The sequence below is a fragment of the Eubacterium limosum genome (assembly GCF_000807675.2).
GTDB lineage: Bacteria > Bacillota > Clostridia > Eubacteriales > Eubacteriaceae > Eubacterium > Eubacterium limosum.
On the sequence record NZ_CP019962.1, the window covers coordinates 1225860 to 1251069 of the forward strand.

At 47.0% G+C, this 25210-nt stretch carries 16 protein-coding genes; 10 read left to right on the forward strand and 6 right to left on the reverse strand.

The genetic code is table 11. The features are described 5' to 3' along the window. Nucleotides 1-10 precede the first annotated feature (10 nt). From B2M23_RS05690 to B2M23_RS21115, 3 genes are read left to right on the forward strand one after another with little or no spacing between them, the layout of a single operon-like run. Nucleotides 11-1348, forward strand: coding sequence for an APC family permease (locus tag B2M23_RS05690; RefSeq protein ID WP_038352027.1), 1338 nt, complete (start codon nucleotides 11-13; stop codon nucleotides 1346-1348). 1 nt (nucleotide 1349) lies between these two features. Beyond that, on the forward strand, nucleotides 1350-2501 hold the full coding sequence (locus tag B2M23_RS05695; RefSeq protein ID WP_038352026.1) for a uroporphyrinogen decarboxylase family protein: 1152 nt from the start codon (nucleotides 1350-1352) through the stop codon (nucleotides 2499-2501). A gap of 10 nt (nucleotides 2502-2511) precedes the next feature. Continuing rightward, on the forward strand, nucleotides 2512-2658 hold the full coding sequence (locus B2M23_RS21115) for a hypothetical protein (protein ID WP_013382430.1): 147 nt from the start codon (nucleotides 2512-2514) through the stop codon (nucleotides 2656-2658). Between the two features lie 53 nt (nucleotides 2659-2711). Here the strand turns inward: B2M23_RS21115 and B2M23_RS05700 are convergent, their stop codons facing one another. Continuing rightward, a complete protein-coding gene (locus B2M23_RS05700) occupies nucleotides 2712-5369 on the reverse strand; it encodes a cation-translocating P-type ATPase (RefSeq protein ID WP_038352025.1) in 2658 nt (885 codons plus the stop codon). A 716-nt stretch (nucleotides 5370-6085) separates the two neighbouring features. Here B2M23_RS05700 and rpoB point away from each other — a divergent pair. From rpoB to tuf, 7 genes are all read left to right on the forward strand, one after another. Beyond that, nucleotides 6086-9769, forward strand: a complete 3684-nt coding sequence (gene rpoB / locus B2M23_RS05705) for a DNA-directed RNA polymerase subunit beta (protein WP_052237212.1) — start codon at nucleotides 6086-6088, stop codon at nucleotides 9767-9769. Between the two features lie 74 nt (nucleotides 9770-9843). Beyond that, nucleotides 9844-13596: a DNA-directed RNA polymerase subunit beta' gene (rpoC, locus tag B2M23_RS05710; RefSeq protein WP_038352023.1), complete on the forward strand. Its 3753-nt coding sequence runs from the start codon at nucleotides 9844-9846 to the stop codon at nucleotides 13594-13596. A 138-nt stretch (nucleotides 13597-13734) separates the two neighbouring features. Further along, a complete protein-coding gene (locus B2M23_RS05715; protein WP_038352022.1) occupies nucleotides 13735-13974 on the forward strand; it encodes a ribosomal L7Ae/L30e/S12e/Gadd45 family protein in 240 nt (79 codons plus the stop codon). A gap of 134 nt (nucleotides 13975-14108) precedes the next feature. After that, nucleotides 14109-14483, forward strand: coding sequence for a 30S ribosomal protein S12 (gene rpsL, locus B2M23_RS05720; RefSeq protein ID WP_013382423.1), 375 nt, complete (start codon nucleotides 14109-14111; stop codon nucleotides 14481-14483). Nucleotides 14484-14594: 111 nt separating this feature from the next. After that, nucleotides 14595-15065, forward strand: a complete 471-nt coding sequence (gene rpsG, locus B2M23_RS05725) for a 30S ribosomal protein S7 (protein WP_038352021.1) — start codon at nucleotides 14595-14597, stop codon at nucleotides 15063-15065. Nucleotides 15066-15262: 197 nt separating this feature from the next. After that, a complete protein-coding gene (gene fusA, locus B2M23_RS05730) occupies nucleotides 15263-17338 on the forward strand; it encodes an elongation factor G (protein ID WP_038352020.1) in 2076 nt (691 codons plus the stop codon). A gap of 360 nt (nucleotides 17339-17698) precedes the next feature. Further along, on the forward strand, nucleotides 17699-18892 hold the full coding sequence (tuf, locus tag B2M23_RS05735; protein ID WP_081571111.1) for an elongation factor Tu: 1194 nt from the start codon (nucleotides 17699-17701) through the stop codon (nucleotides 18890-18892). A 402-nt stretch (nucleotides 18893-19294) separates the two neighbouring features. On the opposite strand, the gene B2M23_RS05740 is transcribed toward tuf, so the two are convergent. The 5 genes from B2M23_RS05740 to B2M23_RS05760 all read right to left on the reverse strand — a co-directional run bounded on the left by B2M23_RS05740 (nucleotide 19295) and on the right by B2M23_RS05760 (nucleotide 24934). Beyond that, nucleotides 19295-21160 (reverse strand): glycerophosphodiester phosphodiesterase family protein, encoded by a 1866-nt coding sequence (locus B2M23_RS05740; RefSeq protein WP_038352471.1) that lies wholly within the window; start codon nucleotides 21158-21160, stop codon nucleotides 19295-19297. 13 nt (nucleotides 21161-21173) lie between these two features. After that, nucleotides 21174-21878: a GntR family transcriptional regulator gene (locus B2M23_RS05745; RefSeq protein ID WP_013382418.1), complete on the reverse strand. Its 705-nt coding sequence runs from the start codon at nucleotides 21876-21878 to the stop codon at nucleotides 21174-21176. A gap of 3 nt (nucleotides 21879-21881) precedes the next feature. Next, complete coding sequence (locus B2M23_RS05750; RefSeq protein ID WP_038352472.1) at nucleotides 21882-22523, reverse strand: cobalamin B12-binding domain-containing protein; 642 nt, start codon at nucleotides 22521-22523, stop codon at nucleotides 21882-21884. Nucleotides 22524-22769: 246 nt separating this feature from the next. Continuing rightward, nucleotides 22770-23402, reverse strand: a complete 633-nt coding sequence (locus B2M23_RS05755; RefSeq protein WP_038352545.1) for a cobalamin B12-binding domain-containing protein — start codon at nucleotides 23400-23402, stop codon at nucleotides 22770-22772. Between the two features lie 638 nt (nucleotides 23403-24040). After that, entirely contained in the window at nucleotides 24041-24934 is an 894-nt protein-coding gene (locus tag B2M23_RS05760; RefSeq protein ID WP_038352473.1) for a fumarylacetoacetate hydrolase family protein, read from the reverse strand. Between the last annotated feature and the right edge of the window lie 276 nt (nucleotides 24935-25210).

Sequence of the window (25210 nt, forward strand, 5' to 3'; positions counted from 1 at the left end):
AGGTTACCAGATGAAAAAAGACAACAGGCTTTCTTTTTTCGAAACACTTACGATGGCAACCGGTTTTACAATAGGATCAGGAATTATTACGCTGACAGGTATCGGCATTGGAATGACTGGCAGAAGCGTTTTTATAGCATTTGCAGTGTGCGCTGTCCTGTTTCTGATCTCTTTTCGGCCCCTCTTTATTATGAGCAGCGTTCTTCCAAGAATGAGCGCTGCGTACAGCTACTCTAAAGAGCTGATTACAAAAGAGGCTGGCGGTTTATATGTATATATTTACTTTTTTGGACGGATCACGATTGCGATTTTTGGCATATCCATTGCGCAGTATCTGGCAAGCTTGATCCCCGCGCTTAACAATCCAGTGGGAATGAAGGTGGTGGCGGCAGGTGTTTTGACTTTGTTTTATATCATTAACCTTTTCGGTATAAAAAATGCAGCGATTGTGCAGAATGTACTCTTTGTTATTTTGGTATTCAGCCTGCTCTCCTTTGTTATTTTTGGCATTGGAAAGGTGGAATCCAATTTTTTTGAACAAAAAGCATTCTTCGTAAATGGATTCAGTGGGTTTTACTCTGCGGTTTCACTTTTATTTTTCGCTGTTGGGGGTGCATATATCATCACGGATTTTGCACCGAAGATCAGAAATCCTGAAAAGGTGATGACAAAGGTTATCTATATTGTGACCATTGGTGTGACGGTATTGTATATGTTTATTGGCATTGTGGCAAGCGGTGTGATTCCACAGGCCGAAGCAGCATACCAATCCCTGGTTGTCACGGCGCGCATTGTATATCCCAATAATTTGCTTTTCAGCATTTTCATTGTCGGTGGAGCGCTGGGAGCATTAATCACCACTCTAAATTCAAGCTTTGTATGGTATTCGAGCTCCTTGATTCAGGCCTGTAAGGATGGCTGGCTGCCGAAAGCCTGGGGAAAAACAAACAAATACGAGGTTCCCTACATCCTGACGACTATTTTCTATATTCTGGGGCTCATCCCTGCGCTTTTAGGGATGGATTTAACGGTGGTTTCTAAAATTGCGGTTGGTATGACGATTTTGTCGATATTGATCCCGATGGCAGGGATTTTGAAATTACCGGAGAAGTATCCAGAAGAATGGAAGCAAAGCGTTTATTCGAAGCGTTATCCAAAATGGCGGCTCAGAACCATGGTGGTCATCACATACCTTATTATGTCCACCCAGGTATATGCTCTGTTTGCGGGGAATCCGGCAACGGCAAATGTCATAATACTGCTTTATATTTTAGGAATAGGCTTATATTTGTTTTTTAAATCAAAATACAAGACATTAAAAACAGAAGGCGAAGGAGAGAAAGATTAGTATGGAAATAAATAAAAATACAGTTGAAAGAAATCAGCTTTACACCGATGTGCGTTCCGGAAAAATTCCCAAGCGTGTGCCCATTAATCTGAACATGGACGCAGCCGCTGTCCTGGAGTATGCAGGCTACAATCTAAATATTCACCAGTTTGATATCAATTATCTGATAAAGGCCATGGAACGCGTCGCGGAGGATTTTGAAAGCGACAACCTTGGCGTCACAACTGTGCGGTTTCCGCATTTTTACAAGCTTCTGGGCGCAAGGCATTTTCAGATGGGGAGCGATGGCTTTCTGCAGCATCCGGAAATTTCTGTGATGGAGCCTGGGGAATATGACGCATTGATTGAAGCACCCTACAAATTCCTTTGGGATGCGATTATCCCAAGACTGTATAAAGAACTCGATAAGCCGTGGCCGGAATCCTCTATGTCCCTGGCAAAAGGTTTTTCAAGCTTTTATGGAACAATGGGAAAAATCGGTGCAGCTAAAAATGAAATCTGCCTTAAGTATGGTAAATCGAATCTGGGCGGTGCTTTTGCGCAAACAGATGCGCCCATGGATTTTATCGCAGACCTGCTCCGATCCTTTACGGGTATGTCCATGGATATTCGAAGGAATCCGGAAAAGGTTGAGGCAGCGTGTGAAGCGATCCTCCCACTGATGATCAAGGCAGGAGCCAAGGGAACGCCTGAGGTGCGCGGCGCCTGTATGATTCCGCTCCATATGGCAACCTATATTAAAGAGAAGGATTTTGAGCGCTTCTACTGGCCAACCTTTAAAAAGCTGGTTGAGGAGCTGGTTAAAACCAATACGGCAGTTTCAATTTTTATGGAAAATGATTTTACGCGCTACCTCGATTATATGCAGGAGCTTCCAGAGGGCTGCCAGTTGATGGCAGAGTTTGGTGATCCCAGGCTTTTTAAAGAAAAACTTGGTTCAAAATTTATCCTCACAGGTTTTTATCCTCTGTCACTGCTTAAAGCAGGCACATTACAGCAGGTGAAAGATAAGGCGAAGGAAATAATTGACGTGCTGGCGCCGGGCGGAAACTATATTTTCAGCTTAGACAAATCGCTGCTTCGGGCAAATGACGCGGATATAAATCTGTATAAAGAATTATTGAATTTCGTTAAAGAATACGGCGTTTATTAAGGAGAAAAAGATGAATATCAATTCCGAATACTATAATGATTATGAAGCAAATATTGAAAAATATGAGATTCCCAAAGAAGCGATTCCATATGCCATTGAGGCTTTTCAGGGAAATGAAGAGATGATTTTTAGTTTTGCGATGTTCTTACTGATGTAATACAAATATAAAAAGCCCGGTTTTTCAAAAGAAAAACCGGGCTTTTTAAAAGCTTAATCGTCCGAAAGACTAGCTTTGCCAGTCACGGCACTGTCGTGCTGCCGGTCAGTGATCATTTTGACAATCTGAATGATCAGGGTAGGCAGGAATGCCAGCAGGCCAATCTGGCCGATCTGGGCCATGGTGAGCGGCGCCACAAGGAACAGGGTATTAAGGCCAGGTATGAACAGCACCGCTGCGAGAAGCAAGATACCGCCAAAGAAGGCCATGAGTGAGTATTTGTTCGTTCCGAACTTCAGCCGGAAAATGGATTCATCACCACGGCAGTTAAAACCGTGGAAAAGACGGGCCAGGGTCAGGGTTGCAAAGGCCATGGTGCTGGCCAGCATGGCGTTGCCAGACTGATGTCCAAGGTAAAAGGCGGCCATGGTGGCAACAGCGATCAGCAGGCCTTGAGAGACAATGCGCCTGAGCAGACTGCCGTTTAAAATCGGTTCCTTAGGGTTGCGGGGCGGCTGGTTCAACAGTCCGCGGCGTGAGGGCTCCATGCCAATGGCAATGGCGGGTAGGCTGTCAGTCAGCAGGTTTATGAACAGCAAATGCACTGGAGCAAAAGGAACAGGCAGAGCCATCAGTGAGGCGTACAGCACACAGAGGATACCCGCAGTGTTACCTGAAAGCAGAAACTGAATGGCGTTTTTAATATTGGCATAGATATTACGCCCGTTGATAACAGCCTTGACAATGGTGGCAAAGTTATCGTCGGTCAGGATCATGGACGCTGCGTCTTTGCTGACCTCGGTACCGGTAATACCCATTGCTACGCCGATGTCGGCTTTTTTAAGGGCTGGAGCGTCATTGACGCCGTCACCGGTCATGGAGACAATGCGTCCCTGGCGCTGCCAGGCGTCGACAATGCGGATTTTATGCTCGGGTGAGACACGGGCGTAGACAGAAATTCGGGGAAGCTTTTCGTCCAGCTCGGCATCGGTCATGGCGTCGAGCTCAACGCCTTCCACCGCAATATCACCGTCCTCAAAGATACCGACCTGCCTTGCGATGGCGGTTGCGGTGATCTTGTGGTCCCCGGTGATCATGACAGTGCGGATACCGCCCCGTTTGGCGTCAGCCACAGCCTGGACAGATTCTGGACGCGGCGGGTCGATCATGGAGATCAAACCAACGAACACAAAATCATTTTCATCCTCTATGGACAGATCCCGCACCTCGGAGAGTTCACGGTAAGCAAAGGCCAGAACGCGGAGCCCTTCCTCGGACAGAGAGCGGTTGGTGTTGATGATCTCGCTGCGCTTTTCATCGGTCATTGGCAGGATACCATCGGTGGTGTAGATCCAGTTGGAGCGCTCAAGCATGACATCGAGCGCACCCTTTGTCAGCAGGGTCGGTACTTTTTCAAGCTCGTGAAGTGTACTCATGAGCTTGCGGTCAGAGTCAAAAGGCAGCTCACGCAAGCGGGGGTGCTGGCTTCGGTAGGTAGACTCTTCAATGCCAAAGGAGTCGCCGATCTGTACCAGAGCCACCTCGGTGGGGTCCCCAATGGATGTGCCTGCGTCTTCATCGGTGGTGGCGTCGCTGGCGAGCAAGGCGATTTTTAACAGCAGGCGCTGCGCACCGTTGGTAAGGTCATAATCCTCACAGGAGGCGAGCCTGCCGTCAGCATAGATCTTCTGGGGACACATGCGGTTCTGGGTCAGTGTTCCGGTTTTATCTGAACAGATCACGGAGACGGCGCCGAGGCTTTCGACGGCCTTGAGATCCTTGATAACGGCATTCTGTCTGGCCATTTTTTGTGTGCCCATGGCCAGTACGATGGTCACGATGGAGCTGAGCGCCTCAGGGATGGCGGCTACAGCCAGGGCAACAGCGAACATCAGAGAATCCAGAACCGGCATGTGGCTGCGGAAAACGGAGAGCATGAAAACCACCACACAGACGGCCAGAATAATGACAGCCAGTTTTTTGCTGAAATTATCAAGACTGGTCTGAAGCGGTGTTTTCCGCTGCTGGGTCTGGTTCATGAGAGAAGCGATTTTACCGAGCTCTGTGCCCATACCCGTGGAGGTGACAACAACGGTTGCCCGTCCATAGGTTACAAGAGAACCGGAGAAAACCATGTTGATCTGGTCGCCGAGGGCTACCTTTTCCGACGGAATGGTATCGGCGGTTTTGTCGACACTTTCGGATTCACCAGTCAGTGAGCTTTCATTGACCTTGAGTGAAAAGTTTTCCAGGATACGTCCGTCGGCAACCACCAGGTCGCCGGCCTCCAGCAGCAGAATATCACCGGGAACCACCTCCTGGGAGGGGATCTCAAGGCGCGCGCCGTCGCGGATCACCCGGGCAACGGGCGAAGACATGGCCTTCAGACTCTCGAGGGATTTTTCAGCTTTGACATACTGAACAGTGCCGAGTACAGCGTTTAAAAGTAAAACAGCAAAAATAACAATGGTGCTTTCGCTTTCACCCGAAAGCAGGGAAATAATGGCGGCAATGGTTAGGATAACCACCAGCAGATCTTTGAACTGCTCCAGAAAAACCACAGCGATGCTTTTTTTCTTGCCCTCTGAAAGCTTGTTGGGGCCAAAGGTTTTGGTCCGGCTTTCAGCCTCGGCGGTGCTGAGGCCTGAGGACGAGGTATGGAGCTCGCCCAGTGTTTCCTGCGCAGAACGGTTAAAAAAGGTTTCTGACATCATCGATACTCCTTTGTCAAGATTGTATACACCGGAAGCACCAAAAAAAGACTTCCGGCAGCCCTTTTGCCAGGCTGTCGAAAAGTCTCGTTACCAAAAAAGATAGGCGCACACCGCCAGGTTAAAAACCGTGGTGTTGACGGCGCGTCTTAAACTACTCCCTTTTCAACTGTTAGTGCATTATAGCAGTTTTTGCGGCGCTGCGTCAATGGGTGAATGTTAAATTTGTGTTAAATTTAAGATCGCTATGGGAAAGGATGCAGCAGCGTTTTCCTTAAGCAGGTTGCTTAAAATAATTTCAGGAATAATTTCAGGTTTATAAATCCAACAAAAAAAGCCTTGACGGCTAAAAATTATTATGATAAGATATTAAATTGCATTAGAAGATAAAATTGTGCTATTTATGTGACCGACAGAAGTCAATAAATAGAAACAAAATTAAAATAGACTTATGGATGGGGCGCGGGTTTGCTGATCAAAGGCAAACCAAATGCTTGATGAATTGAATTCTTAAGCAGGCTGCGCTTTTTCAGGCTGATCAAAGGTCTGAAATTCGTCTCGGTCCATTTTTATTTTTTCGCGACAATTCCCGAAATTGGGGAGAATTACCACTCTATAAATAGTACCACAATTTTGCGACAAAGAAAAGAGCATACGCGTAAAAAGTGTATTTTGAAAATGCCGAAATAATTTGCAAGGGGTGATAATGGATGGTTATGGTGCATCCTGTACAATACGGATTAAGAACCAGACAGAGCTTCTCAAAGATTAAAGAAGTCCTTGAGATGCCGAACTTATTAGAAGTACAGCTCGATTCCTACAAATGGTTTATTGAAAAGGGCCTCCAGGAAGTGTTTGACGACATCCACGAAATTACAGATTACACTGGTAATCTGGTGTTGCAGTTCGTGGACTACGCCATCGAGGGAGAACCGAAATACAGCATTGAGGAATGTAAGGAACGGGATCAGACTTACTATGTGCCTTTAAAGGTGCGTGTCCGTTTAATCAACAAAGAAAAGAATGAAGTAAAAGAACAGAAGGTCTATATGGCCGACCTGCACAAAATGACCGATACCGGGACCTTTATTGTCAACGGTGCGGAACGTGTTATCGTCAGCCAGCTGGTACGTTCTCCGGGTGCTTACTACACCCTGACCCGTGATAAGCTTGGTAAAAAGCTCTATTCTGCACAGGTTATCCCGAACCGCGGGGCCTGGCTGGAATACGAATCCGATTCCAACGATATCATGTACGTCAAGATTGACCGTACCCGTAAGCTGCCGATTACCGCGCTGCTGCGCGCCTTTGGCCTTGGCAGCAACGAGGAAATCCTCGAGGTGTTCGGGGATGACTACCGTCTGCTGGAAACCATCAAGAAAGATGAAACCGCAGGCATGAAGGACGAACGTGACGGTCTTCTGGAAATTTACAAGAGACTGCGTCCGGGCGAACCGCCGACAGTGGAAAGCGCCCAGTCACTGCTGAACTCCATGTTCTTTGACGACCGCCGCTATGATTTAGCCCGCGTCGGCCGCTATAAATACAATAAGAAATTATCTCTGGCTACCCGTATTACCGGGCAGGTCGCCGCTGAGGACGTCATTGATCCTGAAACCGGCGAAGTCCTGGCAGAGGAAGGCCAGATCTTTAAGAAGGACGTTGCATGGCAGATCCAGAATGCCGGGATCAATGTGGTCAATGTCAAGGTCCAGCATCAGGGCGAAGATAAAATCGTCCGCGTCATCGGTAATGGCTTCGTTGATATTCATACCCAGGATATCCCCTTTGATATCAGCGATTTAGAAATTAAGGAACTGGTTTGCCGCGAAGCGCTTATGCAGATCCTTGACGATGAAGAAATGACCGATGAAGAAAAACACGATGAAATTAAAAACCACATGGAACGTCTGGTGCCGAAGCACATTCTTCAGTCCGACCTCTTCGCAACGGTTTCTTATTTTATCGGTATCGACTACGGCATCGGGAATACTGACGATATTGACCATCTTGGCAACCGCCGCCTCCGTTCTGTTGGCGAGCTGCTGCAGAATCAGTTCCGTATCGGCCTTTCCCGTATGGAAAGAGTTGTCCGTGAAAGAATGTCTGTTCAGGATGATGAGATCCTGACACCACAGGGGTTAATCAACACCCGTCCGGTAAACGCAGCTCTTAAGGAATTCTTTGGAAGCTCCCAGCTGTCACAGTTTATGGACCAGAATAACCCGCTGTCTGAGCTGACACATAAGCGCCGTCTGTCCGCCCTTGGACCTGGCGGTCTCTCCCGTGAGCGCGCCGGCTTCGAAGTCCGTGACGTTCACCACAGCCACTATGGCCGTATGTGTCCGATCGAAACGCCTGAAGGCCCGAACATCGGTCTGATCGGTTCACTGGCGACCTTTGCCCGTGTCAATGAATACGGCTTTATCGAATCCCCTTACCGCAAGGTTATCGACGGGGTGGTAACGGATGAGATCCACTATCTCTCAGCCGATGAAGAAGGCCAGTACGCCATTGCCCAGGCCAATGAGCCGCTGGACGAAGGCAATCACTTCATTAATGAACAGATCACTGGTCGTGCCGGCTCAAGCCGTGACTTCGTGACACTGGCTCCGAACCGTGTCGATTTTATGGATATCTCGCCAAAACAGGTAGTATCTGTGGCGACTGCTCTCATTCCTTTCCTTGAAAATGATGATGCCAACCGTGCTCTCATGGGCGCCAACATGCAGCGTCAGGCTGTGCCGCTGCTTATTCCTAAAGCACCGGTTGTCGGGACAGGGATGGAACACAAGGCCGCTAAGGACTCTGGTGTCTGCGCCATCGCAGGGGAAGCCGGAACCGTTGAGTTTGTGGATGCTGATCATATAAGAATCCGCAGAGACAGCGACGGCAGCCTTGAAAAGCATAAATTATTAAAATTCAAACGCTCTAACCAGGGAACCTGTGTGAATCAGAAGCCGCTGGTTGTCCAGGGACAGCGTGTAAAAGCCGGCGAAATCATTGCCGACGGCCCTTCCACTGAAATGGGCGAGCTGGCCCTTGGCCGTAACGCCCTGATCGGGTTCATGACCTGGGAAGGCTACAATTACGAGGATGCTGTTCTCATCAATGAAAATATGCTGAAAACGGACAAATACACATCCATCCATATTGAAGAGTTTGAATGTGAAGCCCGTGAAACCAAGCTCGGACCAGAAGAAATCACCCGTGATATTCCCAACGTTGGGGAAGACGCTCTGCGAAACCTTGACGAACGCGGGATTGTCTTTGTTGGCGCCGAGGTAAAATCCGAAGATATTTTAGTTGGTAAGGTCACACCAAAAGGTGAAACGGACCTTTCCGCAGAAGAAAAACTGCTGCGTGCCATCTTTGGTGAAAAAGCCCGTGAAATCCGTGATACTTCATTGAAAGTGCCGCACGGTGAAGCTGGTATTGTCGTTGACGTGAAGGTGTTCTCAAGAGCCAATAAGGACGAGGACTTAAAGCCAGGCGTCAACACCATGGTACGTGTTTATATCGCGACCAAGCGTAAGATCTCCGTTGGGGATAAAATGGCTGGCCGACATGGGAACAAGGGGGTTGTCTCCCGCGTTCTTCCTCAGGAAGACATGCCGTTCCTGCCGGATGGTACTCCGCTCGATATCGTGCTGAACCCACTTGGCGTACCTTCCCGTATGAACATCGGACAGGTACTGGAAGTCCATCTGGGGATGGCTGTGAAGGCCCTTGGCTGGCACATTGCTACTCCAGTCTTTGACCCGGCCAACGAAGAAGACATTGAAGAACTTCTGGAAAAGGCGGATCTGCCAAGCGATGGTAAGATCAAGCTGTACGACGGCCGCACCGGCGAACCCTTCGATAATCCGGTAACCGTTGGTTATATGTACTACTTAAAACTCCATCACCTTGTTGATGATAAAATGCACGCCCGTTCAACCGGACCTTACTCCTTAGTTACCCAGCAGCCGCTGGGTGGTAAAGCCCAGTTCGGTGGACAGCGTTTCGGGGAAATGGAAGTTTGGGCCCTTGAAGCTTACGGCGCAGCCCATACGCTCCAGGAAATCCTGACCATTAAATCCGATGACGTCGTCGGCCGTGTTGCCGCATACGAAGCCATCGTCAAGGGTGAAAACATTCCGAAACCAGGTATCCCAGAATCCTTCAAGGTACTTATGAAGGAATTCCAGAGCTTGGCCCTGGATGTTCAGATCCTCAATGACGACGAAGTCGTCGAAATTCTGGACGGTGACTTTACAGACGATCCAGTCGAAGAGCTGGCCAACGAAATCGGCGGTGAACCCGATGCAAATGTCGCGACCGAAGATGACTACGCGGGCGCGGATATGATCTCCATCGTTGACGCCGAAGATATCGACAATCCGGATTCATTAATGTAACGGCTGTGTCGTTCCATTGAATTGAAAATTGACAAGTTTTATTATCCATTTATATACGAAGGGAGCAAAACCAATTGTTAAATGAAGAATTTACCTTTAAGTCGTTGCAAATTGGATTAGCATCACCTGAAAAAATCAGAGAGTGGTCTCGGGGTGAGGTTAAAAAACCCGAAACCATTAATTACAGAACCCTGAAACCGGAAAAAGAAGGTCTTTTCTGTGAAAAAATCTTCGGACCAACCAAAGACTGGGAGTGTAACTGTGGTAAATACAAGCGTATTCGCCATAAGGGCATCGTCTGTGAAAACTGTGGTGTTGAAGTAACAAAAGCAAAAGTAAGAAGAGAACGGATGGGGCACATCGAGCTTGCCTCACCCGTATCACATATCTGGTATTTCAAGGGGATTCCGAGCCGTATGGGCCTGATCCTTGAGATGTCACCCCGTAATCTTGAAAAAATTATCTATTTTGCCTCTTATGTGGTAACGGACCCAGGCGAAACCCCGCTTCAGTACAAGCAGGTATTATCTGAGACCGAATATAAAGAAGCGAGATCCAACTATGGCAAAGATTTTGCTGCCGGCATCGGTGCGGAAGCCATCCAGGAGCTTTTGAAAATGGTGGACCTGGACCAGGAAGCTGCTGTGCTTAAGGAAGAACTCAAGGACAGCTCCGGCCAAAAGAAAATCCGTGTGGCCAGACGTCTGGAAGCCATCGAAGCTTTCAGAAATTCCCACAATAAGCCAGAATGGATGATCATGGAAGCCATTCCGGTTATTCCGCCGGAACTGCGCCCGATGGTACAGCTGGATGGTGGCCGTTTTGCGACCTCTGACCTGAATGACCTGTACCGCCGTGTTATCAACCGTAACAACCGTCTGATCAAGCTGCTGGAGCTGGATGCGCCGGACATCATTGTCCAGAATGAAAAGCGTATGCTTCAGGAAGCGGTTGACGCCCTGATTGACAATGGCCGACGCGGACGCGCGGTCACTGGCCCGGGTAACCGTCCTTTCAAATCCCTGAGTGATATGCTCAAGGGGAAACAGGGCCGTTTCCGTCAGAACCTTCTCGGTAAACGTGTCGACTATTCCGGACGTTCCGTTATCGTTGTCGGCCCTGAGCTTAAAATGTACCAGTGTGGCCTGCCGAAGGAAATGGCCATCGAGCTGTTCAAGCCCTTCGTTATGCGCGAGCTGGTTGCGAGACAGCTGTCTCAGAACATCAAGAGCGCCAAGAAGATGGTCGAAAAACTCGATCCTATTATCTGGGATGTTTTAGAAGACGTTATTCACGAACATCCGGTGCTCTTAAATCGTGCACCTACACTCCATAGACTGGGAATCCAGGCTTTTGAGCCCATCCTGGTCGAAGGCCGTGCCATCAAGCTCCATCCACTGGCCTGTACTGCGTACAATGCCGACTTCGACGGTGACCAGATGGCCGTCCACGTGCCGCTGTCTGTAGAGGCTCAGGCAGAAGCCCGCTTTTTAATGATGGCCTGCAACAACATTCTGAAACCTCAGGATGGTACACCGGTTGTCGTTCCTTCACAGGATATGATCCTCGGTTCCTATTATATGACGCTTTACAAAGAAGACGCCAAGGGAACCGGTTCGATTTTCTGCGATATGAACGAGCTGGAAATGGCGTATTTTAACCACGATGTTGAGCTTCACGCCAAGGTTAAAGTCCGCACCACCAAGGAAATAGGCGGTGAAAGCTACACCCGACTGGTGGAAAGCACCGTAGGCCGTTTCATCTTCAACCAGATCCTGCCGCAGGATATGGGCTTTGTGAAACGTGAAACCATTGATGATCACTTTAAACTGGAAGTAGATATGCAGGTTGACAAAAAGGTACTGACCAAAATTGTTGACCGCTGCTTCAAGGCCCACGGCCCGACAATTACTTCCGAAACCCTTGACGAAATCAAGCGTCTGGGCTATAAATACTCCACCCAGGCTGCCATCACCGTTGGTGTTGCCGACATGCAGGTACCGGGGAACAAGGAAGAAATCCTCGCCCGCGCCGATGAAAAGATCGCTAAGAACCTCAAGCTGTTCCGCCGTGGTCTCATTTCTGAAGAGGAGCGTTACCAGAACGTTGTCGATATCTGGAACAACGCTACCGATGAAGTAACCGACGCGCTGTTAAGCCATTTGGACCGTTTGAACCCAATCAACATGATGGCCGATTCCGGTGCCCGTGGTTCCAAGAACCAGATTCGTCAGTTAGCGGGCATGCGTGGTCTTATGACCAACCCGACCGGCCGTGTCATCGAGCTGCCGATCCGCTCCAACTTCCGTGAAGGTCTGAACGTACTCGAGTTTTTCTCCTCCACCCATGGTGCCCGTAAAGGTCTTGCCGATACGGCCCTGAGAACAGCGGACTCCGGTTACCTGACCCGTCGTCTTGTCGACGTCAGCCAGGACGTTATTGTCCGTGAGGAAGACTGCGGAACCACCCGCGGTTATGAGGTTACAGCCATCAACGAACACGGTGAGGTCATTGAAGATCTGGCCGAACGTATTGAAGGCCGCTACGCCTTCGAGGATGTTGTGCATCCTGAAACCGGCGAAATCATGGCCCATAAGGACGAAGTCATCACCAGCGACCAGGCAGAAGCCATTCAGGAAGCCGGTGTTGAAAAAGTTGTTATTCGCGCTGTATTCAACTGTAACTCTAAATACGGCGTCTGTAAAAAATGCTACGGTGTTGATATGACCAGCTGGAAACCTGTCGAAATCGGTGAAGCGGTTGGTATCATTGCAGCCCAGTCCATCGGTGAACCGGGTACCCAGTTAACCATGCGTACCTTCCATACCGGTGGGGTTGCATCCGCAGACGACATTACCCAGGGTCTCCCCCGTGTCGAAGAACTCTTTGAAGCCCGTAAGCCAAAGGGTCAGGCCATTATCTCAGAAATAGCCGGCCGTGTTGAAATTTTGGAAGGCAAGAAAACCGAAGCAGTTATCACCGCGCCAGACGGCGAGTCCAGAATCTACCTGATTCCTTACGGCTCACGCTTAAAGGTACATACCGGCGATAAAATCGAAGCCGGTCAGGAAATCACTGAAGGTTCCATCAACCCGAACGATATTCTGCGCATTAAAGGCATCGACGCTGTACAGCAGTATCTGCTGTCCGAAGTACAGAAGGTATACCGTCTGCAGGGGGTACACATCAGCGACAAGCATATTGAGCTGATCATCCGCCAGATGCTGCGTAAGGTTAAGATTGAAAATGCCGGAGATACCGACCTGATCACCGGAGCCTTAACCGATATTTTTGAAATGGAAGAAAAGAACAACGAAGCCCTGGATATGGGGCTGGAACCGGCACAAGCCAGCAGAGAGCTCCTTGGGATCACCAAGGCATCCCTGGCAACGGATTCCTTCCTGTCCGCTGCTTCCTTCCAGGAAACCACCCGAGTGCTCACCGACGCTGCCATTAAGGGCAAAGTCGATCCGCTCATTGGTCTCAAGGAAAATGTCATCATCGGCCAGCTGGTACCTGCCGGAACCGGCGTCAAGGCTTACAGCCGCGTCGAGCTCGACTATGACCGCGAGGATGAGGATGATGAGGAAGAAGAACTGATCGATGATATGATCAAAGACGATATCACCAATGTGAAGGAGCTTTCCGACGATATGGATATTGTCATGGATGATGATAACATCTTAGCCAAGGCGGTTCAGGAAGAACGGGAAAATCTTGAAAAGGACGATGAACTGGCCAAGGCCTTTGACATGTTCGACATGGATTTCTTAGACAACAGCAGCAGTGAAGCAAGCGATATGATTATCGGAGATCTTGACGACTAAAACCCATAAACCCCGCCTAATGGCGGGGTTTTCTTTTCAGATAAAGGAAGTTTTAATTACCACTTGACAAGATGGCAAAAAGAGTGTATATTAGAAAGGTATGTTTAGCAAAGTCTTATAAACTGCTGGAGGTATAAATTGGAAAGTTTTGGTGAGACCCCAAAGGTCATCGGGACAAAGCAGACTCTGAAAGCTGTGAAAGAAGGAAAAGCAACGGTGGTTGTTTTAGCTGAAGATACCGAAGATTCTATTAAGGAAAAAATTGTCACCGCATGTCAGGAAGCATCTGTTCCTATTGAGTCCTACGAAAGCAAGATTGCACTCGGCCAGGACAGCGGCATTGAGCGGGGAGCGGCAGTGATTGCACTGCTGAAATAGTGTTAAAGCGCAGGCGCCTGATGGGCGCTTATTTGACGCTTACATTTGGTTGAAACTTCGAATGATTTAACAGAAGTATGCTGTTTTCATTTGGATTTTTGATATAAAATTTTAAGAAGGAGGTGCAGGACTGAATGCCTACCATTAATCAGCTTGTTAAACAAGGAAGAAAAAGTGCGGAAATCAAAACAAAGACTCCGGCACTGAAAGCAAACCCCCAAAAAAGAGGTGTTTGTACTGCAGTTAGAACATCTACACCAAAGAAACCAAACTCTGCTCTGAGAAAAATTGCCAGAGTTAAACTGGTAAACGGTATGGAAGTAACTGCTTATATCCCAGGTATCGGCCATAACTTACAGGAACATAGTATCGTTCTGGTAAAAGGCGGCCGTGTTAAGGACTTACCAGGGGTTCGTTACAAGATCATCCGTGGTGCATTAGATACCGCTGGCGTAGAAAATCGTAAACAAGCTCGATCCAAATACGGGGCTAAAAAGCCTAAGAAGTAAGAGTAGTGCATCGTACTGCAAATCTGATAATAGATCTAGATTGTATGTATAAGCACAACGACTTTGGATGTCGAGTACCGATGAACATCAATTGTTAAGGAGGGAAGCAAAGTGCCTAGAAAAGGACCAGTTCCAAAAAGAGAAGTATTGCCTGATCCGATTTATGGTAGCGTTGTTGTTACCAAGTTGGTAAACAACGTTATGTTAGACGGAAAAAAAGGCGTTGCCCAGAGAATCGTATATGACGCATTCTCAAAGGTAAATGAAAAAACCGGTAAGGATGCTTTAGAAGCATTCGAAGAAGCATTAGCAAACATCACACCTGTGTTAGAAGTAAAAGCAAGAAGAGTCGGTGGTGCCACCTATCAGGTTCCAATCGAAATTCGTGCAGACCGTAAACAGGCTCTGGCTTTAAGATGGTTAGTTACTTACTCACGCAAACGTTCTGAAAAAACCATGAAGGACCGCTTAGCCGGTGAAATCATGGATGCTCTGAACAACAGTGGTGCAGCCGTTAAGAAAAAAGAAGACACACACGCGATGGCAGAAGCCAACAAAGCTTTTGCACATTATCGTTGGTAGAGGCCGAATCCAAATTCTGCAAGAATTTGGCAGCGCACTGTTCAATGAGCCGTCAGGCGAAGGTGCGCGGCAATAAGGCTAACGCAAATTTTTTGAAAATTTTCTATCGGATATTCAAGATTTTTGAAATAATTTGTGCTCCATATGATGCGTGATCGTTTGTTTAGTATTCAAATTAAAATTGCGAGGAAAAATCTGTGCCAAGAGAATATAGTTTAGAGAACACAAGAAATATCGGTATTATGGCGCATATTGACGCAGGAAAAACCACTACTACTGAAAGAATCCTTTACTATTCTGGTAAAATCCATAAAATCGGCGAAACCCATGATGGTGGCGCGCAGATGGACTGGATGGAACAGGAACAGGAAAGAGGTATCACCATTACCTCAGCTGCTACAACATGTCATTGGAAAGGCAACCGTATCAACATTATCGATACTCCTGGCCACGTTGACTTTACCGTTGAAGTAGAACGTTCTTTAAGAGTTCTTGACGGTTCTGTAGCGGTATTCTGTGCCAAGGGTGGTGTTGAACCTCAGTCCGAAACCGTATGGCGTCAGGCTGACCAGTACCATGTACCGAGAATGGCTTATATTAATAAAATGGACATCACCGGTGCGGACTTCTACCATGCGGTAGACATGATCCGTGACCGTCTGGGCGCAAACCCAGTATGTATCCAGCTGCCAATCGGTAAGGAAAGTGATTTTATTGGTATCATTGACCTGCTTACCATGAAGGCTGAAATCTATAAGGATGACTTAGGTGAAGAAATTGAAATCACCGATATTCCTGACGACATGAAAGAAGAAGCTGAAAGCTATCGCGATAAGATGCTTGAAGCCCTTTCTGAAGTAGATGAAAACCTGATGGAAAAATACCTGGAAGGTGAAGAAATCACCATCGAGGAAATCAAGGCAGCCATCCGTAAGGGAACCTGTAACGTAGAATTGATCGCAGTAACCTGCGGCTCTTCCTATAAAAACAAGGGTGTTCAGATGATGCTGGATGCTGTTGTTGACTATATGCCGTCACCGCTTGACGTACCTGCTATCAAGGGTACAAATCCGGAAACGGACGAAGAAGATGAAAGAAAACCAAGCGATGAAGAACCATTCTCCGCTTTAGCTTTCAAGATTATGACAGACCCATATGTTGGTAAACTGGCATTTATGCGTGTTTACTCCGGTACTGCAGAAGCAGGCTCCTATGTTCGTAATACCACAAAAGGTAAGAGAGAACGTTTTGGCCGTATCCTGCAGATGCATGCGAACCACCGTGAAGAAATCTCCAAGGTTTACACCGGTGATATCGTAGCTGCCGTTGGTCTGAAAGATACCACTACCGGGGACACCCTGTCTGATCCGGATCACCCGATCATTTTGGAATCCATGGTATTCCCTGAACCGGTTATCGATGTTGCCATCGAGCCTAAGACAAAAGCCGGCCAGGAAAAAATGAGTGTTGCACTCCAGAAACTGGCAGAAGAAGATCCTACTTTCCGTACACATACCGATGAAGAAACCGGCCAGACCATTATCTCTGGTATGGGTGAGCTTCACCTGGATATCATCATTGACCGTATGCTGCGCGAATTCAAGGTAGAAGCCAACATTGGACAGCCTCAGGTAGCTTACAGAGAAAAGATCACCAAAACCGTTGACGCAGAAGGCAAATTTGCCCGTCAGTCCGGTGGTCGTGGTCAGTATGGTCACTGTCTCATCACACTTACACCGCTGGAACCAGGCGAAGGTTATATTTTTGAAAATAAAACCGTTGGTGGTTCAATTCCGAAGGAATACATCGGACCAATTGACCAGGGTATTCAGGAAGCAATGCAGAATGGTGTCTTAGCCGGTTATCCGGTTATCGACTTTAAAGCAACTGTTTATGACGGTTCTTACCATGAAGTTGACTCCTCAGAAATGGCCTTCAAGGTTGCTGGTTCTATGGCTTTCAAAAACGGTATGCGCAAAGCAGATCCGGTTATTATGGAACCAATGTTCAAACTGGAAGTTGTTATTCCAGAAGAATATATGGGCGATGTTATGGGGGATATTAACTCCAGACGTGGCCGTGTAGAAGGTATGGAAGCCCGCAACGGCGCTCAGGTTATCAATGGTATGGTGCCGCTGGCAGAAATGTTCGGTTATGCAACATCCCTGAGAAGTAAAACCCAGGGCCGTGGCGTTTACACCATGCAGTTCTCACACTACGAACCCGTACCAAAGAGCGTTTCAGAAAAAATCATCGAAGGACGCACTAAATAAAGCTGAGTCCGGTTTTTGAAGAAAACCGGCAGGACACAGATTTATGAGCCGAAAGGCGAATGCGTCCGATAACGAAGCGAACGCAGATGATGAGGAAATCATCCGATAAGGATGAAGGGATTTCCGAAGCATCTGTGAACTTTCCGAGTCCGGTTTTTGAAGAAAACCGGCAGGGCGCAGATCTATGAGCCGAAAGGCGAATGCGTCCGATAACGAAGCGAACGCAGATGATGAGGAAATCATCCGATAAGGATGAAGGGATTTCCGAAGCATCTGTGAACCTTATAAAAAAACAAACGGTCTGCCGGATCGTTACGGCAGACCCCATTAAATATTTAAAATAATAATAGGAGAAATAAAATGGCTAAGGAAAAATTTGAAAGATCCAAACCACATGTTAACATTGGTACCATCGGTCACGTTGACCACGGTAAAACAACATTAACCGCTGCAATCACCACCGTATTAAACAAACGTTTCGGAACCGGTGAAGCTGTAGCTTTCGACAACATCGATAAAGCACCAGAAGAAAGAGAACGTGGCATCACCATCTCAACCGCCCACGTTGAATATGAAACCGACGCACGCCACTACGCGCACGTTGACTGCCCGGGCCATGCCGACTACGTTAAAAACATGATCACCGGCGCAGCCCAGATGGACGGCGCGATCTTAGTTGTATCCGCAGCCGACGGCCCAATGCCGCAGACCCGTGAACACATCCTGTTAAGCCGCCAGGTAGGCGTACCTTACATCATCGTATTCTTAAACAAAGCCGACATGGTAGACGATGAAGAATTATTAGAACTGGTCGAAATGGAAGTTCGTGAACTGTTAGACGAATACGAATTCCCAGGAGATGACACACCAATCGTCGTAGGATCCGCTTTAAAAGCATTAGAAGATCCAGACGGCGAATGGGGCGACAAGATCGTTGAACTGATGAAAGAAGTTGACGCATACATCCCAGAACCAGAACGCGACACCGACAAACCATTCTTAATGCCAGTGGAAGACGTATTCTCCATCACCGGCCGTGGTACCGTAGCAACCGGTAGAGTTGAACGCGGGATCGTACACGTAGGGGACGAAGTAGAAATCGTTGGGATCCACGAAATTAAGAAAACCGTTGTAACCGGGATTGAAATGTTCCGTAAGCTGTTAGATGAAGGCCGTTCAGGCGACAACATCGGCGCGTTACTGCGTGGGATCGACCGTACCATGATCGAACGTGGACAGGTACTGGCAAAACCAGGCTCCATCCACCCACACACCCACTTCACCGCCCAGGTATACGTTCTGACCAAAGAAGAAGGCGGCCGTCATACCCCATTCTTCGATGGCTACAGACCACAGTTCTACTTCAGAACAACCGACGTAACCGGTAATATCAAACTGCCAGAAGGCGTTGAAATGGTTATGCCAGGGGACAACGTAGAAATGGAAATCACATTGATCACCCCAATCGCGATCGAAGAAGGTTTACGTTTCGCGATCCGTGAAGGCGGCCGTACCGTTGGTTCCGGAGCCGTTGCTAAGATTATCACAGACTGACGCTGAGTCCAAATTTCTACGAAATTTGGTAGGACGCAGTGGTTGAGCCGTGAGGCGAATGCGTCTGGCAACGAAGCTAATGCAAATTTTTCAAAAATCATCCGAAAGGATGAACAGGATTTTTGAAATAATTTGTAAACCAATTTAGAAATTAATTAAAAATTAAAAGGATCGGGCTTATCGCTAAGCCTGATCCTTTTTTATTTGCAAATGCGTTTTTGGGATTTCGGGATATCTTTTGTAATTAAAAACAAAAAAATAAAAAGCAACGGGCTCCGATACCCATTGCCTTTTATATAAATTAGGAATGAAAAGAAAAAGGGGAGATGTTTATCTCTCAAATACTATTCTAATCGTTCAACCTTTAGAATATCTTTAATTCCCTATAGCTTAATAAAAAATTTACATACCGAATACAATTTGTTCGAGTGTTTTTCTGAAAATATCCTGGCTGTTAATGCCATTTTCTTTTACCAGCTCCTTAGCCAGAGGCACATCGTCAGTGATGATGTTATCCACATTAAGGTCAATCATATCATCGATGAGCTCCTCATTGTCCACTGTCCAGACGTAAATATCCTTGTTTTGCCGGTGGACAGCATCGACAAGCTTTTTGTTGACAAAGGTGGCTTCAATGCTGAAAGCATCTACCGGAAGGGTATCAATGTCACCGTAGGCAATGGCGCTGATGTAGGCAGTGCGGACGCTGGGGTCGATTTGTTTTACCCGCTCAATAGTGGTATAATCCAGCGAAGCGAGAATACACTCCGTCTTAAAATCCTGCTTTTGAATCACATCCACAGCTTTTTCCACGAATTCGTGATCGTGGGAGGTGGGCTTAAGTTCGATGTTCATCTTTACCTTGCCCCGGCAGGTCTCAATGGCTTCGTCTAAAGTCATGAGACGCTCACCGCTGAACTCGGGGGAGAACCAGCTGCCAATGTCAATGTCTTTAAGATCATCGTAATTGCTGTTCCAGATGTCAATGTCCTGTCCGGAAATCCGTTTGATATTGTTGTCATGGGAGACCACCAGAACGCCATCTTTGGTCTCCGCAATATCAATTTCCACATAATCGGCGTTGTTGGCAATGGCAGCCTCCAGTGCAGCCCGGGTATTTTCCGGAGCCTCGGTGGAATTACCGCGGTGCCCGGTGACCTGGGGACCGCTCAGCAGGATATTGGCAGTGTCAACGTCAAAAGCCAGTATAATCTGTGCGCTTTTAACGCCGATGGAAATGACCAGCAGAATACAGGCAGCAATGACCAGATGTTTTTTCTTAGGCGCAAGGGACATGTTGTTGTTGACCAGCGGTATATCTTCCTGCACGGCGTTGTCGGCCCGAGAGTATGCGTCATAAAGCTTTGAGATAAAAGCAAAATTTAAAGGGGTGACAACTGCGTCCAGAATGCTTGAACCTAAAAGAAAAATAATGGAGACCACACTGATCAAAAGCGTAAACCAGAAAGAAGGATCGCTCATTCCCTGGATATGCTCAATAATCAAAGCGGCCGGGATAACGCAGACCACTAAAAATACCAGTGCTACAAGCAGGCTGATGGCCACAAGAAACAGATTCCAGAGAAAAAACCGCCACAGGGTGTGGAAGAAACGTCCTTTAATCCGTTTTGCGCTTTGACGCCGGGCGTCTTTAAAGGATGAGTCCTTTAGAACAAAGATGTTAAAAACAAAGAGCCATCGGATGACCAGGATGGCCAGAGAGACAACCAGAGCCAGAAAGATAACCGATAAAAGGGCAGAGTCGGCAATATAGTCCGAGATAAATCCTGGAATGGTGAGTTCTCTAATAAAATTGGAGGTGACCATCATGTTCATAAACGGGATAATGAGGATCAGGAAAAGAATCATCAGGAAATTTTTAGGTTTAAAAATCGCCAGAGCCCGTTTAAATCCGCTCCGCATCAATGGAATGATCTGAACCTTCCGCCCGGCAAGGCTTTCGTGAAAGCAGACAGCCAGCGTGGTAAACTCGATGAGGGTATAAAAGGCCAGAATGAGCAGCAGCACAAATCCCACAATCCAGAGCATTGGATGGTTGAGCAGCTCGCTGATATTGGAGCCTGTAATATAGAAAAGTCCTGCGGCCGAGAGTGAATGCTTTAGAACAAAACCGGTCGCAGGAAAGATAATCGTGCTTCCGCAGAAAGAGTATAGGATTTCGAAAATGACCAGGGGCCAGAAATTAAAGCGAAATAACCCAAAGGTCTCTCTTGAGAAGCGTTTATATTGAATTTTTTGTTTTTTCATAAAACCGCTCCCGTTAATCGAAGGAAGCAACCGCTTCGAGACCTGCATCTTCACCTGCCAGGTACATCATCCCCCAGCCGATGGGCTTGTCCTTTTCGTCCAGAAGCTTTTCTTCAACAACCAACAGAGGCATTCCCACAGGGATCTCAAGATTTCTGGCGGTTTCGTCCTCTGCGATGGCGGCCCGGATTTTAAGCTTCTTGGTCATGGCAAAAATCGAGTTTTTCTTTGCTACCATTTCCGGGAAGGTTGCGTAGCGGATTTCCTTTTCGACGATTGGAATCCCACGATAGTAGGGAATGTACTTAATGTCGTAGGCAGTTGGAAAGCCGTCCTTTAAAAAGATGCGTTTTACCACAATGACATGCTTGGTCTCGGGAATTTCCAGATTAAAGCCGACCTCATAGCTGGGCTTGACAACGTTCACCTCAATGAGGCGGACTTCATCGCCGCGCTCATTGCCTGGCGCCATCTCGTTGTAGTGGAGGATATACTGGTCCAGATCCGGCTCACAGACATAATTGCCCTTGCCGGGAATCGAATAGATGTAACCCTCATTGACGAGTACGGCCAGACCCTTGCGCACTGTCATCCGGCTGACGTTAAATTCCTCGCAGAGAAGGTTCTCTGACTGGATGGCGTCCCCGGGCTCAAGCTCCTGGCTGGTTATTTTATTTTTTATCGCTTCGACAATTTTAATATATTCAGGTGCACCCATGACTTACTTTTTCTCCTGTATCCATTGTTTGCATATTTCCACCGCTTTGGTTACGTCCTTTGTGCCGTAATCTGCGCCCACACTGAGATGCGTTACGCCGTCATCCACGCATGCGCCGCCGATCATCACACGTATCTGATCTCTTATGCCGAGATCTTCGAGTCCATCGGTGATTTTTTTCATTTCGATGGTTGTTTCCTGCTGCATTCCACTGAGGCCGATAATATCAGGCTTGTGCTCCTGTACCTTTTCAAGGATAGTGGAGGAAGGAACGTCAATGCCGATGTCGATGACTTCAAAGCCTGCTGTGGTTGCAAAGGAGGCAAAAATATTTTTTCCGATATCGTGGCAGTCTCCATAAACAGAAGCGACGACAATTTTGCCCATTCTGGGCACTGACGGCATGGCATACAGCGCTTTCAGCTCATCGAGATCCATAACCTCCTGAAAGATAATGCCGGCAAAAATAAGGTCTGCAATGAAATAGTCACATTTCTCATAATGGTCGCCGACCCGTTCCATGCCGATGCGCAGCCAGTCCAAAATCTGAAGTGGGGTAAAACCCTTGCGTACGGCAATTTTTACCAGCTCCAGCGTCCGCTGTTCATACAACCCTTCTACTGATCTTACAATACTCTCTTTCATGATTCTTTACCTAACTTGTGTTCACACAAAGAATTATTCAAAAATTATACCATAAAAAGATTGTTTGTGAAAAAATTATCTTAATAAACTTAAAAAAATTCAAACAATCTGAAATCGTTTTGTCTTTATTATACCATACTTATACTAACCTGTATATACAAATCTAGACATAAGACAAAAAAAGACATTAAAAAAGACACCAATACTGGTGTCTTTTTATATTTGATCTTACTTTACGGATTTGTCTCAGCCAACCCATGCCTGGCAGATCTTAACGCCTTCAGCTGCATTTGTTGTGAAGTCGTCAGCGCCAACATATTCGCAGGCTTCTTTAGTAACAGGGTTACCACCGATGATTAATTTAGAGTCAACGCCAGCTGCTTTCAGAGCGTCTGAAGTTTCTTTCATAGAGTCGATAGCCAGGGTTAAAACGCCGCTGATACCGATGATGTCAGGTTTGATTTCTTTAGCTTTTTCAACGAATGTATCGATTGCTACGTCAATACCTAAGTCAGTAACCTGGAAGCCAGCTGCTTCAGCCATGCTTCTGAAGATGTTTTTACCGATGTCATGTAAATCGCCGTGAGCGGTACCAATTAAGATGGTGCCAGCAACTGCGGTGTCGCCGCTGCCTAATACTGGTTTTAATACGTTGATTGCTTCAGTTAATAATTCGCCTGCGAAAATTAAGTCCCCAACAAAATATTCGCCTTCTTCGAATAAATCACCAACAACAGCCATACCAGCCTGACAAGCTGCAACTGCTTCTTCAGCTTCTGCTTCAGTAGGATTTGTAGCTACGAAATCATTTAAGATTTCCATTACATCGTCTTCTTCTAAGTCTCCAACTGCCTGTGTTAAATTTTTCCAATCTGCCATTTTAAAATACCATCCCTTCATTTTTTGAATAAATAATTTTTCAGTAAGCACATGTGTGTACATGTGTTGTTTGTGATTATATAATACTCTCTTTTGAATCCGTTGTCAAGAAAACGCTTTCGATTTTTTGCTCAAAAATGGCAAAAAACAAAAATTTATCTGTTTCGAAGTATGTGCAGGAGGAATTACACTAATTTACATGAAAAAAGAGAAGTTTTCTTAAGAAAGCACCTCCCGAAATCCCGAAAACACCTTTAAAATAATCAGGTAAAAGGGTTTTGGGATTCCGGGAGGTGTATGGGTGGGGAATAGATATTTAGCGGGGGGACCGTCAAAAAATTTTTCTGTGGTAGGCCGCAAATCGTGGCACTCTTATTTCGCAGCTTCGATGGCTCTTTGAAAAATCAACAGTAATTGACAGGTAATGAGACCATAGGCGCAGCTCAATAAAGTACCACGCTCTGCGGCGCGAGTGGATGAAAAATTCTTTGACTCCGCAGTGTTTTGTGATGATGGTGGCTTATTGGTTTTCGAGCCGTCTGGATGCTTTTAAAAACACTGAACTTCAAGTATTCAATTTTTTGAGGAGACGGCATATTGCTGAAAATCTCCCGTCGGTCTTAAGCTGCAAGCCCAATCTACTGTATATGATTTCTGAGGATACCGATCTTTTCGATTTCGGCTTCGACGATGTCGCCGTGTTTCAGGAAAGCGGGCGGGTCCTGGGCCAGACCAACGCCGGCTGGGGTTCCGGTCAGGATGATATCGCCGGGGTACAGGGTAACGCCCTGAGACAGGTCGCTGATGATGGTGGGGATATCAAAGATCATGTGGCTGGTGGTGGATTCCTGGCGGGTCTCACCATTGACGCGGCAGCGGATGCCGAGATTCAGGGGAAGGGGCAGAGCGCTTTTGTAGACAATGGCCGGGCCGAGGGGGCAGAAGGTGTCCAAGGATTTGCCCTTATACCACTGAGAATGCTTTTTCTGGAGGTCTCTGGCGGTGATGTCATTGGCGACCGTATAGCCGAAAATATAGTCTTCAGCGTCCGATTTGGCGATATCTGAGCCCTCCTTACCAATGATGACTGCCAGCTCGGCTTCATAATCAATCTGTTTGGTGGCGTTGGCGTGGGACAGGATTACCGAATCGGGGCCGGTAACGGATGAGGAAAGCTTTGAGAAGTAAATAGGGCTTTCCGGAACCGCGCCGAGGCCGGGAATATTTTTAATCTCCTGGACATGCTCGGTGTAGTTTTTGCCTAGACAGAAAATATTACGCTCAGGCTTGGGAATGGGGGCCAGCAGCTTGACAGAGTTCAGGTTAATACCCATATTGGGATTGTCGGCCATGGCTTTTTCGATCGAAGCGATCAGAGCATCATCAGCCAGACGGATAAAATCCGTCATCTGTTCAGGCAGTTTAACACCAAGCACCTTACCGATGGTGGTAACGGGCACTACGCGTTTGAAATCCGCGGTGAGAATTCCTGCTTCGCTGAAAGATGCGTATTGATAGGTGACAAAATACATTTGAATTACCTCCGTTCATTTCATTTGCTTAATCTTATCATAATTTCTTAGTAAAGGCCAATATTTTGAACCTTTAAGATATTGACTTTTTTGAGGTTATACTTTATCATTAATTTAATTAAACTCTTAACAAAAGGGCAGAGGAAACCCCTGTTAAAGATGACCACGACCTTAGAGTATTATAGTGCATAAATATTGCGTGAAACGCCCTTTTAACAGTTTGAAAAGGTGTTTTTTTTTGCAAAAATGCATGTCGTGGACGAATTTTAAGCCAAG

Coding starts and splice junctions, on each gene's coding strand:
- B2M23_RS05690 (WP_038352027.1), top strand. CDS start 11: ATGAAAAAAGACAACAGGCTTTCTTTTTTCGAAACACTTACGATGGCA.
- B2M23_RS05695 (WP_038352026.1), top strand. CDS start 1,350: ATGGAAATAAATAAAAATACAGTTGAAAGAAATCAGCTTTACACCGAT.
- B2M23_RS21115 (WP_013382430.1), top strand. CDS start 2,512: ATGAATATCAATTCCGAATACTATAATGATTATGAAGCAAATATTGAA.
- B2M23_RS05700 (WP_038352025.1), bottom strand. CDS start 5,369: ATGTCAGAAACCTTTTTTAACCGTTCTGCGCAGGAAACACTGGGCGAG.
- rpoB (WP_052237212.1), top strand. CDS start 6,086: ATGGTGCATCCTGTACAATACGGATTAAGAACCAGACAGAGCTTCTCA.
- rpsL (WP_013382423.1), top strand. CDS start 14,109: ATGCCTACCATTAATCAGCTTGTTAAACAAGGAAGAAAAAGTGCGGAA.
- tuf (WP_081571111.1), top strand. CDS start 17,699: ATGGCTAAGGAAAAATTTGAAAGATCCAAACCACATGTTAACATTGGT.
- B2M23_RS05740 (WP_038352471.1), bottom strand. CDS start 21,160: ATGAAAAAACAAAAAATTCAATATAAACGCTTCTCAAGAGAGACCTTT.
- B2M23_RS05745 (WP_013382418.1), bottom strand. CDS start 21,878: ATGGGTGCACCTGAATATATTAAAATTGTCGAAGCGATAAAAAATAAA.
- B2M23_RS05750 (WP_038352472.1), bottom strand. CDS start 22,523: ATGAAAGAGAGTATTGTAAGATCAGTAGAAGGGTTGTATGAACAGCGG.
- B2M23_RS05755 (WP_038352545.1), bottom strand. CDS start 23,402: ATGGCAGATTGGAAAAATTTAACACAGGCAGTTGGAGACTTAGAAGAA.
- B2M23_RS05760 (WP_038352473.1), bottom strand. CDS start 24,934: ATGTATTTTGTCACCTATCAATACGCATCTTTCAGCGAAGCAGGAATT.